The sequence below is a fragment of the Psychrosphaera algicola genome, from assembly GCF_028401425.1.
Taxonomy (GTDB): domain Bacteria; phylum Pseudomonadota; class Gammaproteobacteria; order Enterobacterales; family Alteromonadaceae; genus Psychrosphaera; species Psychrosphaera algicola.
In genome coordinates this window covers 1,207,770-1,222,827 of the sequence record NZ_JAQOMS010000002.1, presented here as the reverse complement: position 1 = coordinate 1,222,827, position 15,058 = coordinate 1,207,770, and the positions used below count along the sequence as shown (strand labels likewise).

The 15,058-nt window shown below is 39.7% G+C and carries 11 protein-coding genes and 6 pseudogenes; 12 read left to right on the top strand and 5 right to left on the bottom strand.

The annotated features are described in order from the left end of the window. The first annotated feature begins 86 nt into the window (after window positions 1–86). The 9 genes and pseudogenes from rnd to PN838_RS06535 all read left to right on the top strand — a co-directional run bounded on the left by rnd (window position 87) and on the right by PN838_RS06535 (window position 6,814). On the top strand, window positions 87–1,244 hold the full coding sequence (gene rnd, locus PN838_RS06575; protein ID WP_215963616.1) for a ribonuclease D: 1,158 nt from the start codon (window positions 87–89) through the stop codon (window positions 1,242–1,244). Window positions 1,245–1,282: 38 nt separating this feature from the next. Beyond that, window positions 1,283–1,576 carry a YcgL domain-containing protein gene (locus PN838_RS06570; RefSeq protein ID WP_272180087.1) on the top strand — a complete coding sequence of 98 codons (294 nt, stop codon included), beginning with the start codon at window positions 1,283–1,285 and terminating at the stop codon, window positions 1,574–1,576. A gap of 12 nt (window positions 1,577–1,588) precedes the next feature. Next, window positions 1,589–2,619, top strand: a pseudogene (locus PN838_RS06565) (lytic murein transglycosylase). 51 nt (window positions 2,620–2,670) lie between these two features. Continuing rightward, window positions 2,671–3,177: pseudogene (locus tag PN838_RS06560) on the top strand (YcgN family cysteine cluster protein). Between the two features lie 323 nt (window positions 3,178–3,500). After that, window positions 3,501–4,742, top strand: a complete 1,242-nt coding sequence (locus PN838_RS06555) for an alpha/beta hydrolase family protein (protein WP_272180086.1) — start codon at window positions 3,501–3,503, stop codon at window positions 4,740–4,742. Window positions 4,743–4,974: 232 nt separating this feature from the next. Beyond that, on the top strand, window positions 4,975–5,685 hold the full coding sequence (locus PN838_RS06550; RefSeq protein ID WP_272180085.1) for a histidine kinase: 711 nt from the start codon (window positions 4,975–4,977) through the stop codon (window positions 5,683–5,685). 23 nt (window positions 5,686–5,708) lie between these two features. Then, window positions 5,709–6,095 carry a sensor histidine kinase gene (locus PN838_RS06545; protein ID WP_272180084.1) on the top strand — a complete coding sequence of 129 codons (387 nt, stop codon included), beginning with the start codon at window positions 5,709–5,711 and terminating at the stop codon, window positions 6,093–6,095. Further along, window positions 6,088–6,285 carry a LytR/AlgR family response regulator transcription factor gene (locus PN838_RS06540; RefSeq protein ID WP_272180083.1) on the top strand — a complete coding sequence of 66 codons (198 nt, stop codon included), beginning with the start codon at window positions 6,088–6,090 and terminating at the stop codon, window positions 6,283–6,285. Before PN838_RS06545 ends, PN838_RS06540 begins: the two co-directional genes overlap by 8 nt. 217 nt (window positions 6,286–6,502) lie before the next feature. Continuing rightward, entirely contained in the window at window positions 6,503–6,814 is a 312-nt protein-coding gene (locus PN838_RS06535; RefSeq protein ID WP_272180082.1) for a LytR/AlgR family response regulator transcription factor, read from the top strand. A 116-nt stretch (window positions 6,815–6,930) separates the two neighbouring features. Here PN838_RS06535 and PN838_RS06530 read toward each other — a convergent pair whose 3' ends face one another. The 5 genes and pseudogenes from PN838_RS06530 to PN838_RS06510 all read right to left on the bottom strand — a co-directional run bounded on the left by PN838_RS06530 (window position 6,931) and on the right by PN838_RS06510 (window position 11,842). Then, window positions 6,931–7,728 (bottom strand): hypothetical protein, encoded by a 798-nt coding sequence (locus tag PN838_RS06530; RefSeq protein WP_272180081.1) that lies wholly within the window; start codon window positions 7,726–7,728, stop codon window positions 6,931–6,933. Window positions 7,729–8,061: 333 nt separating this feature from the next. Continuing rightward, window positions 8,062–8,367 carry a hypothetical protein gene (locus PN838_RS06525; protein WP_272180080.1) on the bottom strand — a complete coding sequence of 102 codons (306 nt, stop codon included), beginning with the start codon at window positions 8,365–8,367 and terminating at the stop codon, window positions 8,062–8,064. 342 nt (window positions 8,368–8,709) lie between these two features. After that, window positions 8,710–10,603 (bottom strand): annotated as a pseudogene (gene dxs, locus PN838_RS06520) (1-deoxy-D-xylulose-5-phosphate synthase). Between the two features lie 8 nt (window positions 10,604–10,611). Next, window positions 10,612–11,519 (bottom strand): annotated as a pseudogene (ispA, locus tag PN838_RS06515) ((2E,6E)-farnesyl diphosphate synthase). A 74-nt stretch (window positions 11,520–11,593) separates the two neighbouring features. Continuing rightward, the gene (locus tag PN838_RS06510) at window positions 11,594–11,842 is read right to left on the bottom strand and encodes an exodeoxyribonuclease VII small subunit (RefSeq protein ID WP_272180079.1); all 249 of its coding nucleotides are present in this window, start codon (window positions 11,840–11,842) and stop codon (window positions 11,594–11,596) included. A gap of 190 nt (window positions 11,843–12,032) precedes the next feature. On the opposite strand from PN838_RS06510, the gene pomA reads away from it, so the two are divergent. The 3 genes and pseudogenes from pomA to thiI form a co-directional block, all read left to right on the top strand. Then, complete coding sequence (pomA, locus tag PN838_RS06505; protein WP_215963606.1) at window positions 12,033–12,794, top strand: flagellar motor protein PomA; 762 nt, start codon at window positions 12,033–12,035, stop codon at window positions 12,792–12,794. After that, a pseudogene (locus PN838_RS06500) lies at window positions 12,794–13,722 on the top strand (flagellar motor protein MotB). The gene pomA and the pseudogene PN838_RS06500 overlap by 1 nt, the downstream one beginning before the upstream one ends. A 275-nt stretch (window positions 13,723–13,997) precedes the next feature. Then, window positions 13,998–15,049 (top strand): annotated as a pseudogene (gene thiI, locus PN838_RS06495) (tRNA uracil 4-sulfurtransferase ThiI); the annotation flags it as partial. Between the last annotated feature and the right edge of the window lie 9 nt (window positions 15,050–15,058).

The following is a 15,058-nucleotide window of genomic DNA, read 5'->3' as shown; positions in this document are numbered from 1 at the left end:
GATAATTCTCTTAAAAAAGCTGGCGATTGCCAGCTTTTTTGTTTTATTGGTGAGTGATTTAAAGCGTTTATTAAGCGGTTATTAGATTGACGACTCAAGAAAAAGAATATTTATATATAGATGACCAAAATTCGTTAAATGAATTTTGTGAGCAAGCAAGTGAAGCACCTGTGTTAGCGCTAGATACGGAGTTTGTTCGAACTCGTACACTTAATGCGGACCTTGGTTTAATTCAAGCATTTGACGGCAAGTCCCTCGTGTTAATCGACCCTCTTGTCGATTTAGATTTAGAACCTTTTTGGCAGCTTTTGACTAATGAGAAAATTGTCAAAGTATTGCATTCTTGCCATGAAGATTTGGAAGTGTTTAAAATTTATTCCAACCGGATGCCCAAGCCATTATTTGATACACAAATTGCTGGCCAGTTCTTATTTCAAGGTAAAGTGCTGGGCTTTGGTGCATCTGTTTTACAAGAAGTTGGAATTGAATTGGATAAAGGTGAAGCCCGCACAAACTGGCTTAAGCGTCCATTGTCGCCACAACAACTTGAATATGCTGCAAATGATGTTAAATACCTCTTACCTTTGTATCATAAGCTTAGTGAAAAACTTCAACAACAAGGCATTGACCAATTTAATTTGGCCGAAGCAAACTATAAAGTTGAGCTCAAAAGCCAACCTAAAAATCTTGATTTGTTGTATCTCGATTTTGGAAATTGTTGGCAGCTTAAACCTCGTGAATTGGCAATATTACAAGAGCTATGTTCATGGCGATTAGATATGGCGAAGAAACGTAACTTGGCACTAGGTTTTGTTGTTAAAGATGCAAGTTTATTTGCTATTGCACAGAAGCGACCAAGTGACTTAGCCAGCTTAAAAGCAATTCCGGGGATAAATCCGCACGAAATTAGATTGCACGGTAATGCAATAATGACATGTGTTGAGCGCGGTAAAGCCATCCCATTGGAAGAGTGTCCTCAAAAAGTGCCACGTTTGACTGATTATCCTATTTACAAACAAGCATATAAACAATTAAAGCAAGCGCTAACCAAAGCGGGTGAAAAACATAAGTTGCCAATTGAAATGTTGGCAACTAAAAAACAACTAAATCAGTGGATTAAGTGGAAATGGCAACTGCCTCACGCGGAAACCCCAGACTTTATTGCGTCTTGGCGCAGTGAAATATTGGCAGAAGCATTAAATACGTGGGATAAGTCGTTTGCACAAGTTGATTTAAACGACTGATTTACGCTAAACAAATAGATTCAGGAGTAGGTAATACATTGCAACTATGTACCGTATATAAAAGCTCGAAAAAAGCAGAGACATTTTTATATGTTGAGAAAGCTGACGATTTTTCTAGAGTTCCTGAGCCGTTAATGGCAATAATGGGTCCACCAACACTCGTTATGACGATGGATTTAGATAAACGTCAAAAATTGGGGCAAGCCGATTTAACAAGAGTAAAAAACGAGATTCAAGAAAACGGGTTTTACTTGCAGATCCCACCACCACAGGAAAACCTATTAGAAACTCATAAGGCAAATATGGGTTATCAGGAGCCTGAAAAAAACTAACAAGGAAACAACATGAGATTAAAAACAATTTTCACAGGACTATTATTTTCGATTCCTGTTTTTACCCTCAACGCAGCAGACAAACCGACCTTTGAGCAGTACGTTAACAAGCTTAAGCAAGAAGCTGTTGAAAAAGGTTATGAAGCTGAATTTATTAATGACAGCTTTGCAAATGTTAAGTATTTGCAACGTGCAGTTAAAGCGGATAAAAATCAGCCGGAGTTTATTGAAACCTTAGATACGTATTTACCAAAACGTGTTCCAGAATGGAAAGTTAAAAAAGCACGTGAAGCATATGTTGACAACTTACCTCTGCTAGAAAAAGTGTCTAAACAGTATGGTGTTCAACCTCGATTTATCGTTTCACTGTGGGCCCTTGAAACCAATTTTGGTCGCATCCAAGGAAAGATGCCAATAATTGATTCGGTGACTACCTTAGCTTATGACGGACGACGCGAATCTTTTTCAAAAAGCAGTTATTTGCTTCATTAGAAATTCTAAAACAAGGTCACATTCCTAAAGACAAATTTGTGGGCTCTTGGGCTGGCGCAATGGGTCAATGCCAATTTATACCAACCTCATTTTTGGCGTATGCCGCAGATGGTGACAACGACGGTAAAAAAGACATCTGGACGAACAAAGCAGACGTATTTGCATCGGTTGCCAATTATCTAAAACAAGAAGGTTGGGATAACAATAAAACGTGGGGCCGTAAGGTATTGTTACCTGAAGGGTTTGACAAAGAGTTGATTATGCCTAAAGGCAGCAGAGGTTTAGGCCAGTGGTTAAAGAATTTCAAGTCTGCAGAAAAACCTTTATCACAATGGCGTAAACTTGGCATTACTCGTATGGACGGTCGCGAATTGCCGGATGTTAATGTTACCGCAGCGCTAATCATGCCGGATGACGCTAAAGGGCGTATGTATTTAGCCTATGATAACTATAAGTCGTTAATGCACTGGAACCGGTCGTATTATTTTGTGACCTCTGTAGGGTATTTAGCAGATCGTATCGGCTACCCAAGTCCAGTTCCAAAGAGTTAATGACAGTTATGATCTCGAAACACGACGTTGCAAATTGGTTATACCTATAACATGACAAAAGAAAATAGAACGCCTTTTTGGGAAACCAAAACCCTAGAGCAAATGAGCCGCAGCGAATGGGAATCCCTTTGTGATGGTTGCGCTAAGTGTTGTTTGCATAAGTTGATAGACGACGACAGTGCTGATGATATGGTTGACACTCAGCACATGTCGGAGGAAGAGCAATTGCACTTTACGTCAGTTGCTTGTCGTTATCTCAATGACAAAAAATGTGAATGTAAGGTCTATGAAAAACGTACGGTGTTGGTTCCGAGTTGTGTGCAGCTAACGCAGGACAATTTGGATCAGATATTTTACATGCCGTCGAGTTGCACCTACCGAAGAATCGCCGAAGGCTGAGGCGTTCCTAGTTGGCATCCGCTGCTAAATAAAGGACGTAAAGCAAAAATGCACCAAGCCGGTATGTCGGTGCGGGGAAAAGTAATGTTTGATGATATGGTTGATGAAGACCAATACGAAGATTACATTGTATTGTGGCCGTTAAACGATAAAGACTAATATTAGTCTTTATCTTTATTCATATCTGCAGTTTTAACAGTTGCGTCAGTCAACATGCCTAGTGTTATTGGTCCTGTTTTTAACTATGACCAGAACTCGACAAATTCCTTATAGAAAGTGTTTAACCATTCAAATATATTGTTCAAAGTATATTCAGTGTTCGCTTATTTATTTCCAAAATACCGTTTACATAGAAAATTAACCACTGCGATAGTTTTTCAATTTAGCGTCATTCAATTCGATATAGTCATGCTTAGATTAAAAGCAGCAATAGTCATCTACCCGATGGTTATTGAAAGTGTAAATGACAGAAGGAAAAGGAAATGAAGCCGTTAACTCTAATTTTTATTTTGGTATGTGTGTTGTTAACCCATGTCAGCTCAGCTAATTCAACAAAAAGTAATGACGTTGCTGGCAGCTGGCAGGGGACGTTGACTATAACCCCGGAAAAATCGATGGATTTGATTTTTCATTTTAAGCAAACATCCGACGGTTATATAGCAACAATTGATATACCAGAGCAACAGCAATTTGGCTTGCCGTTTAATAACATGAGCTATATAAATGGACAAATTTCCTTAGCGATGGATATGGCTCAAATAACCTATGACGGGACTTTAAAAGATAAAAAAATTATCGGGACATATGAACAAGGTGCGTTTAAGGCACCATTAAACCTAGTACCTGCAATTAAGACTGTAGAACGTCAACGTAAAGTTCAAGACGTTGTAGGCGACGTACCTTACCAAGTTGAGCAAGTTCAGTTTGTAAATGGCAGCGGCGGACACAAGCTTGCTGGTACATTAACGTATCCCAAAGGATCGATTAAATATACGACAATTTTATTGTCAGGCTCGGGGCCTACAACACGAGATGCCGACGTTTTTGGCCACAAAATATTTGCGGTACTGGCAGATCAGTTAACACGACAAGGCATTGCTGTTTTAAGGTATGACGACAGAGGTGTAGGGGAGTCTGAAGGTGATTATGCAAACGCAACCAGCGAAGACTTTGCTAGTGACGCAAATGCGGCATATCAGTTTCTTAGAGAATATGGCAAACGTAACTTCGGTAAAATTGGATTTGTAGGCCACAGTGAAGGTGGGTTAATTGGCGCAATAGCGACTGCAAATAATGCCAAAGTCGACTTTTTTGTTAGCCTTGCAGGGCCGGGGACAACTGGAGCTCAAATTATCATTGACCAATCCTATTATATTCAAAAATTACGGGGTATGGACGACGATAAGTTAACCAAAGACGATAAAATTCAAAAAGAAATAATCAATGCTGTTGTTGCAGGTATTTCTAAAGAAGCACTCATTGCACTGCTATTAAAACATGACATTCCAGAGGCTCAGGCCAATGCTCAGGCAACACAACTAACATCACCTTGGTTCCAATACTTTGTTAAATCCGACCCCAAAATTTACCTTACACAAGTCGATATCCCGATGTTAGCGTTAAATGGAGGATTGGATTCACAAGTGTTACCAAAACAAAATATTGAAGGAATTCAACAATCTGTAAAACCCGATTTGTTAACCACTAAAATTTACCTGGATTAAATCATTTATTTCAACCAGCAAAAACGGGGTTGCCGGAAGAATACGGCAATATCGACATAACGTTTTCGGAGCAGGTAAGTCGTGATATTGTTCAATGGTTGTTAACCAATAGATAACCTATTGATTATCAGTGTTTCTTTTTGCATCAGTCTAATAAGCCGATATAAATAGACTTTTACCACACTTGGTAAATAAGAAACGATAGATGAAATCGAGCAGAATAAGGTAAATAATGACAGTAGCTTCACACGATAGAATGCAAGGCGTTGACCCATCAGTAGATAAAAATGCCCATATATTGTTTTGGTTCACTCAAATTGTTGGTTGGGGGCTGTTTACGCTAATAAATTTAGCTGGACGTCAATACTTCGTCCACTATCATTTTTCTGAGTTGGTTAATTCTGTCGTTTTAGGGATCTGCCTATTTATTATAACTAGCATTTTAAGGCTGTATTACCGACGTCAGTTAGAAGGTAAGAAGCTTTCAAGTAGTTTTATCCATATCGTTGGCGGCTCGATTGTTGGCGGGGCATTAACGATGTTGTTATTTGCCCTAATTATTCTGCCTAACCAAGAAGCAATTTGGGGAATGCAGAGTAAAGACTTGTGGCAACAATTGTTACTCGGTTCTCCCATGGTAATGTTTTTGATATTAGTTTGGTCAACCTTGTATGTGATATTCAAAAATCAGCAACAGTTAAAAAATGCTCAAATAGTGCAAAATTCTTTAGAACAATCACTGAAGGTCGCAAAGCTAGATGTCTTGCTTAGCCAAATTAATCCACATTTTATTTTTAATGCGATTAATAATATTAGGGCACTGATCTTAGAAGATGCCGACAAAGCGCGCGATATGCTGGCGGATTTGTCGGAGGTGATGCGTTATACCATGCAAATTGACAAAGAGCGGCTGATCCCTTTTGTGATGAAATTGACGTCGTAAAACAATATGTCGCGTTAAATAAATTGCAGTTTGAAGACAAGCTGCAAGTTCATTTTGACCTAGAACCGGACACGTTAAATTTGTCGTTACCGCCAATGATCCTGCAACTGCTGATAGAAAATGCGATAAAACATGGCATTGGAAAGTTAAAGCAGGGCGGAGACGTTGTCATTACGAGTAAATTAAATGATTGCCAGTGGATAATAACTGTTGAGAATAGTGGCACGTTTCCGACGGCGAGTAACACAAGTACAGGCGTTGGTATTAACAATATTAAACAGCGTTTGTTTTTGGTTTATGCAGACAAAGCTAGTTTTAGTTTAAAACCTTCTTCAAAAGGCGTTATTGCTGTTATTACACTACCACTGTCATTAAGTTTAAATTCCACTGTGGGAGGTTCGAATGTTTAAAGTGATTATTGTTGAAGATTCCAGACTGGTAAAGTTGGAACTTAAATCGCAATTAAAAAAGGTTGATTACATTACCTGCGTCGCCGAAGCTGAAAATATAGAGCAAGCGCTGAAGGTGTTTGAAAAACATCAACCTGACTTAGTTTTTCTTGATGTAGATTTGCCTGATGGCAATGGGTTTGATTTTTAACGCAGTTACCCACCGCTCCCTATGTTATTTTTACAACGGCTTTTGAAGAGTTTGCACTACAAGCGTTTGACCAAAATGCGATTGACTATTTGCTTAAACCTTATACACAAAAAAGGTTAGAACAAGCTTGTGCGAAATTTAGAACTGCTAATGCCAATATACCGGAGCCTAAGGATCGTACTTTTGAAGCGCCCCTAACGTTAGATAGTCAGTTTTTGTGAAAGATGGTAATAGTTGTTGGTTGATAACATTGGACCAAGTGGAGCGTTTTGAGGCGATGGGCAATTACACCCGAGTGTATTTTGACGATAAAAAGCCTATGATTTATCGCACATTGGCACAAATTGAACCGCGCTTGCCAAACGATAAATTTTTTAGGGCGAGTCGACAGAATATTGTGCAGTTAACTAAAATTAAGAACGTCGAGCTCTGCAGTTCTGGGGGATTAGAGCTTACAATGCATAGCGAAACAAAAGTGGACGTATCTCGCCGTCAAACCAGCGTGTTTAAATCACTGCTCGCGTTATAGTTGGTTTAGTACCTTGCTTAATTTCATATGTATTAAAGGTAAGTTTTAGCGATATTTGCTGAATAGAACGCGATCCTATTCAGCAAATATAATGAGTTTACGTTATTAATTATCGATTAGTTTTGGTTAAACATAGTGACGATATAGTTATCAATGTCTTTATCTTCCTGCTCGATTACCAAAAACTGATTTTTAGAATCTGAGGTGAGTTCAAACGATGTATTGGCTAATAACACTTCACTAGCGCCTTCTTTGGCGATGACAAATACGTCATATTCGTCGTTTGGAAGCGATTGTTTAGTTGCAATGGCTCGAGTATTAATTGCTTTGTGTTCTGTCGTTGAAATAGTTGAGTTTTTAGGCACAAAATAAACAGTAACACTGCTGAAATCTTCAATAAAGTTAACTACTTGGATTTCGTGATGGTAGTACCCTTCGACGGCGTTATTGCTCGCGATTAGAGAGTTTACATATAACTCTGTTTCTTCTACGGTGTCGTCATCACCATCGTCAGCTTCTTCAACCTCAGTCAAATAAAAGAATACGGTTTTGTCACTGTTTGTTGGTAATGACAAGATCTGGCTATTTGATAATTTGACCGTTGAATTTGGATCTGTGATGTCCATACGATAATCCCCATAATCTAAGGTTTTAACGTCACTGTATGCACTGCGATTTAGGTCAGCGATTAATGGGCTATCAGTGATGCCACCAATATGGAAATCTAATGAGCCATTATACGAGGTTAATAACTCGTTGTTATCCATTGCATTAAAGACTCGTAATTCAGTGCTTGAATTGATGCTGTTGTACGTTGTCACGCCGCCAGAACTGGTGATTCGGTCAATTGTAAATGGTGAACTTGTCGAACCGGGGTTTTCTTTTATGACAATGAGTTGCTGATTAGTGTACAAAAACGGTATTTCATCAGACTCAAATACAAGGTTTCCATCTATATCTGCAATGTAGAGTTTGTAGTTGTCTACATCGAAATATTGGCTTTCGCTTAATTCGGTGAAACTTAGCGCACTTGCCGGAACAGCGTCACTGAACGCTTGGCTACTTAGCGATAAGTATACATTTAGGTCTTCATTGCTTTCATTTAAATTTAAAAATCGAATGGTAAATTGTTCATCTTCTGTTTCTGGGTCTTCATATTCAAACGAATAATTTATGATTTCCGGGGCACTAATGTCACCAACAACAACGATTAAATTAACGTCTTCATCAGAAATCGATGTATCGCCCTAGTATATTAGCTCTTCTAAACTGTTTGTCGTATTGATGTTTAGGTCAATATTGTAAGTGCCACTATCTAATGAAAATGCACCTGCAACTTCGCTATAGGCAATACCTGTGTAATAGCTGGTGGTGCCATCTTGTTCTATTTCGAGTTCGATGTCGGGGGCATTTTTTGAGGCGTTGTAAATCATCAAATAACCACTGCCTGTGTCTTCATCCTCACTACTGCACGCGGTAATGGCAAGTGTCGACATCGCGGCGACAATCAGGCTAAACGGTCTAAGTTTAGATAAAATAAATTCGTATTTCATTATAAGTCCTATTTCGATCTGGGTCTTTTGGGTGCGCGCTACCCTCAAGCTAACCACATGATAATTTTAAGTTTATTTGATTTTTGTCTGCTTTAACTAAGCGCAGAGTTTGAGGGGTTTAGTGACTTTGGTTCACAAAAATCGAAAAAAATAAAAAATAAATTTTTGAACTTTTAGAGTAATAGACCTATTTATTTATAATCAAATACTTAGAAGAGAGTTGAATTAGTTCACTGGAAACAAAAAAATAATTTGAGTAGCAGTTCTGTTTTTAGGAATGTACTGCCCATTTTAATAAATGGGCAGCTTTAAGCTATCTAATTGTGTTTGAGGCCAGCTAATTTATTTTGCGATCGCAATAAATTGGTTGATTTGTTTGGTAATTCCATCAGCATCTAGTTGCAACTCTTGATAGATTTCTTGCTGAGTTCCGTGTTTGATAAATTGATCAGGCAAACCAATATTTAAAATACGACACGCATATCCGTTGTTAAGAATATATTCGTTAACGGCAGACCCTGCGCCGCCAGCAATTGCATTATCTTCAACGGTAATGATGGTTTTACCCGACGCCGCGAGTTTATCTAACAGCCCGGTATCAAGCGGTTTCACAAAACGCATGTCGTATACAGAGGCGTTGGTATTCTCTGCAGCTATTTTGGTTTCTTCAATAAAAACACCAAAGTTTAAAATTGCGATATTAGCGTCGTGGAGTTCAGAAACCGTTACCGCTTTACCAATTTCAATGGCAGTCATTATTGACTCGATTGGGTTACCAGAACCACCGCCCCTTGGATAACGCACGGCTGCAGGTTGATTTAGCTTATGGCCGGTATACAACATCTGTCGACATTCGTTTTCTGAACTTGGACACATAATAACGAGATTAGGAATACAACGCATAAAACTCAGATCAAATGAGCCTTGGTGCGTTGGACCGTCGGCACCAACTATACCGGCTCTGTCGATGGCAAATAAAACCGGCAGTTCCATTATGGCAACATCGTGGATTAACTGGTCGTAACCACGTTGTAAAAAGCTAGAATAAATTGCCACAACTGGGTTAAAGCCTTCACAGGCCATGCCCGCCGCCAACGTTACTGCATGTTGTTCTGCGATTGCGACATCAAAATACTGTTCTGGAAATGCTTTTGAAAAACGCACCATACCAGAGCCTTCGCGCATTGCAGGAGTGATTGCCATTAATTTGTTATCAACGGCAGCCATGTCGCACAACCAGTCACCAAATACTTGAGAGTATGTAGGTGATGTTACTTTGACGCTGGTAGCGAAGTGGTATTAGGATCAAATTTAGGTACTGCGTGGTATTTGATTGGATCTTGTTCAGCCGGTTCATACCCTTTACCTTTTTAGTGACAATATGTAAAAACTGCGGGCCAGTTAGGTCACGCATATTACGTAAGGTATCGACTAACGCATCTATATCATGGCCATCAATTGGACCAATATAGTTAAATCCGAGTTCTTCAAATATGGTACTTGGAACGACCATACCTTTTAGATGCTCTTCTGCTCGGCTGGCGAGTTCTTTAATTGGTGGAATACCACTTAATAACTTTTTACCGCTTTCTCTAAACGTCGTATATAAGTTACCCGACAGTAGTTTTGCCATGTGGGTATTTAGGGCTCCGACATTTTCAGAGATAGACATGTCGTTATCGTTTAATACCACTAACATATCGGGCTTAATGTCACCGGCATGATTCATCGCTTCAAACGCCATACCAGCGGTCATCGCGCCATCACCAATAACGGCACATACTTTACGAATTTTGTTTTCAGGTTCGGCTTTGTGCGCAGACTGCGCTGAAATTGCCATTCCCAATGCCGCACTAATGGATGTAGATGAGTGACCAACACTTAACGTATCGTATTCGCTTTCTTCACGCCAAGGAAACGGGTGCAATCCATCTTTTTGACGAATAGTATGAATCTGATCCGCTCGACCGGTAATGATTTTATGGGGATAAGCCTGGTGGCCAACATCCCAAATGATACGGTCGTACGGTGTGTTATACACATAATGCAAGGCAACAGTAAGTTCTACAGTTCCTAGACCTGATGCGAAGTGGCCAGAACTCTTACTTACTGAATTTAGTAAGTACTCTCTTAGCTCTTTTGATACAGATTTAAGTGCTTCCTGAGGCAATTTGCGAAGGTCAGTTGGCAGCAAGGCTTTCTGTAAATGTGGAAAATCGGCAATATTTACTGTCATAAAAGAACTTAGTGATCTCGCTCAATGATATAAAGGGCTAATTGTTGTAAAACCGACGTATTGTACGGCAATTGTTGTAAAGCTTGAACTGCTTCGTCAACTAAATTTTTAGCCTTCAATTTTGCTTGCTCTAAACCTAACAACGCAGGGTAAGTGCTTTTGTTTGCTTCTAGGTCTGAACCCTGCGGTTTACCTAAGGTTTCGGTATCTGAAACTATATCTAATACGTCATCCCAAACTTGAAAAGCGAGGCCAATTGCATCGGCATATTGTTCTAAATAATTGAGTTCTTGTTCAGAAACCTTGCCACATAACGCGCCTGCTAAGACAGATGCTTTTATTAATGCGCCGGTTTTTAGCTTATGCATATGTTGGAGATTTGTCAGTTTAATTTCTGGTAACAAATCTGTGTTTGCATCAGTCTCAATCAAATCAATTGATTGGCCTGCACACATATCGATACTGGCTTGTGAAATTAGATGGATGAGTTGCAGCTGGCGTTCTGGCGTTACGCTACTAAGTTCGGGGCCGCTTAACATTTGAAATGCAAAGGTCTGTAAGGTATCGCCAGCTAAAATAGCGACCGCGTCATTGTATTTTTGTGGCAAGTCAGTTGGCCGCGACGCAGATCATCATCGTCCATGGCCGGCAAGTCATCATGTATTAAACTGTAACTGTGGATTGACTCTAATGCGGCTGCGACAACGTTTAATGAATTTGGGTCTGCATTAAATATTTCACCTGTGGCATAAACTAAAAATGGTCTTAAACGTTTACCACCTAATAATAGTGAATAATGCATTGCCGCTTTTAATGTTGGCTCATCAATGTTTGCAGTGGCAAGATGTTGCTCTAAATAATTTTCAATTTGAGATTTATAAACCGTTATTTGTTCGGCAAACCCAACATTGTTCATAGCCGCATTGTTGTCGGAAACCTGTTGAGCATTTTTCACGTTCGGTTTTTCGACTGATTGTTCTGAATTGCTCATCAGTTAGAGTTACCAGCCGGTTCAGTTTGGAAAGGTTGCAATTGAAGATCGCCTTGTTTTTCCATTAGGATCTGTACTTTTTGTTCAGCTTCCTGCAATTTTGATTGGCTTATGCGCGTCAATTCAATGCCGCGTTCAAATAATTTCAACGACTGCTCAAGCTCCAAATCGCCAGATTCTAGTTGATTAACGATGGATTCGAGTTCAGCGATAGCTTGTTCAAATTGAGGGGCAGTAGGCTTAGTCATAAATAGCTTTGGGTCACATTGAAAATTAGCCAAATAAGTTACCGTATTGGCACTGCATATTCAATTATAATCATTTATTATTAGGCGAGGGCGAACAAACAATAGACACTTAGTTAGAAACTATTTAAGTTGTTGGGATATTTGTCGATAGTTATCAATGTAGAAGCAAATTGTGAGATGGGAGTGAGTTGTGGATTTAGCTAGTATTGTAGGCATGATTGGTGCGATTGGGTTTATCGTATTGGCCATGATTTTGGGCGGCGGACTCCATATGTTTATTGACGTACCGTCAATAGCGATTGTATTTGGTGGGTCGACATTCGTCTTGTTGTCTAATTATACGTTAGCTCAGTTCCTCACGGCGGGTAAAATCGCGGGTAAGGCGTTTTCGTTTAAAATTGAAACGCCAGAAGAATTAATTGAAAAAATTGTCGAACTTGCAGATTCAGCACGTAAAGGCGGTTTTTTAGCGTTAGAAGAAGCGGAAATAAACAACGCATTTTTGCAAAAAGGCGTAGACTTATTAGTTGACGGCCACGATGGTGAAGTGGTTCGAGCAACGTTATCAAAAGATATTTCACTTACCACAGAACGTCACGAACTCGGTGCCGGTATGTTTAAAACCTTGGGAGATATTGCTCCAGCGATGGGGATGATAGGTACACTTGTTGGTTTGGTTGCTATGTTGTCAAACATGGATGACCCAAAGTCAATCGGTCCTGCGATGGCTGTTGCCCTATTAACAACGTTATACGGTGCATTTTTGGCCAACGTTATAGCGTTACCTATGTCATTTAAACTGAATTTAAGAACGGGTGAAGAAAAGCTCAATCAAAGTTTGATTATGGATGGGGTATTAGGCATTCAAGATGGTCAAAACCCGAAAGTAATTGAAGGCGTGCTTCGTAACTATCTAGCGGCTTCTAAGCGCGAAGTAAACACTGAGGAATAATTCCGATGGATGAATGTCCAAAATGTCCCCCAGAGGGACTCCCGCTTGGATGGGGACTTTTGCAGACTTAATGTCGTTGCTGATGTGTTTCTTTGTATTGCTTTTGTCATTTGCCGAAATGGATGTTTTAAAATTTAAGCAAATTGCAGGCTCAATGAAGTTTGCATTTGGTGTGCAAAATAAACTTGAAGTTAAAGATATACCCAAAGGTACCTCGGTGATAGCGCAAGAGTTTCGCCTAGGAAGACCAGAACCAACACCTATTGAAATATTGCAGCAGCAAACCATAGAGATGACTCAGCAAGTACTAGAGTTTGAAGAAGGCGAAGATGAATCAGCAGGTGGCCGGCAGGAACAAACCGCAGAAATGCGTGGTGGCATGAGTTCCGCAACCGCAGAAGCAGAATCGGAAACTGAAGCAACCGCCACGGCCGAGCAAGAACAAGTAAATGAAATGATGAAAAAAATTGCAGAACAAATGCAAAAAGAAATCATCGATGGAGCAGTAGAACTTGAATCTTTAGGTCAGCAGATCATTATTCGGATAAGAGAGAATGGGGCGTTTCCATCTGGATCGGCGTATTTACAAGATCAGTTTAAGCCTATCATTCAAAAAGTTGCGACACTACTTAACGACATACCTGGCGATATAACGGTATCTGGTCATACTGATGATATTAATGTGACCAACGAGCTGTTTAACAACAATTGGGATTTATCTTCTACCCGAGCGGTCGCCGTTGCGACCGAAATGATAAATGCGCCATACTTTGATAAAAACCGAATTACGGTCATGGGGCATGCAGATACTCGACCTTTAGTCCCGAATAATTCAACGTCGAATCGTCGCAAAAACCGTCGAGTTGAGATTGCAATTACGCAGGGCAAGGCAAAAGAGTCTGAAGGGATAAACGTCACAGAGCTTTAGGCTTTATTTAAAAATTACGAGTTACCTTTAAGTTAAAAATGGTAACAATATAAAAGACCAGATGTGGTTAATGAGATTTCATTAATGGTGTCTGGTTTTTTGTGAGCCTAGTACAGTATTTATTATTGCTTTGTATAAATGACTAAAAAATAAACCTATGGCATGGTTTTGGCCTTCGTTATATAATCCCGCGCTATTTTAAAAGACCAGTATGAGCTAACCCAATTGTTTTGGTGTCAGTATCGCTTGTCGTCAATGCCAGTGTGTTAAGTGTCATGAGATTAATCGTAAAATACCACCCAGAAATAAACATTAAGAGTCGTTCGGTACGTAAACGGTTTAGTAAGTTATTAGAGTCGAACTTACGTATTATTGTAAAACGTATTTATCCGTCGGCACATGTTGTTGCTCGTTGGAGTGACCTTCTTGTAGAAGCGATTGGTATTTCAGAAGAGATGGAAGCGGAGATTATTGATGCTATTTCACGAATTCATAGTGTAGACCAATATAATCAAATTGTTGAAGTTGACTTTGTTGACTTCGATACCGCCTTCAATGACGTCGCTAAATACTGGGTCCCATTCCTAGAGGACAAAAAGTTTTGCGTGCGAGTTAAACGGTCAGGCAAACATGATTTTACGTCTGGTGATTTAGAACGTTACATCGGTGGCGGTTTAAACCAAGCTGTTGAGTCAGCAAGCGTCAAGCTTAAAAAGCCAGAACTTACAATTCGATTAGAGTTGCGTCAGGACAAGTTGCAGATCATTAAAGCGAATCATAAAGGTTTAGGCGGCATGCCACTCCCAACCCAGGAAGATGTGTTGTCATTAATATCTGGTGGATTTGACTCTGGTGTTGCTACCTATCATATGATGCGTCGTGGAGCGAGAACGCACTTCTGCTTTTTAATCTTGGCGGTAAAGAGCATGAAATTGGCGTTAAACAAGTGTCTTACGAAATTTGGAAACGTTATAGCAGTTCACATAAAACCAAATTTGTTGCGGTTGACTTTGAACCGGTAGTCGAAGAAATTTTGTCGAAAATAGACAATGGTTTAATGGGCGTTGTTTTAAAACGAATGATGATGCGTGCCGCGTCTCAAGTCGCCGCCAAACTCAATATCAAAGCATTGGTTACAGGTGAGTCATTGGGTCAAGTGTCGAGCCAAACGTTGACAAACCTAAGCGTTATTGACCGAGTTACAGAAACACTGATCTTGCGTCCATTAATTCATTTGGATAAAGCGGAAATTATCGATACTTCACGTATTATTGGTACCCACGATTTTGCCGCTGCTATGCCTGAATATTGTGGTGTCATTTCGAAAAAACCAACT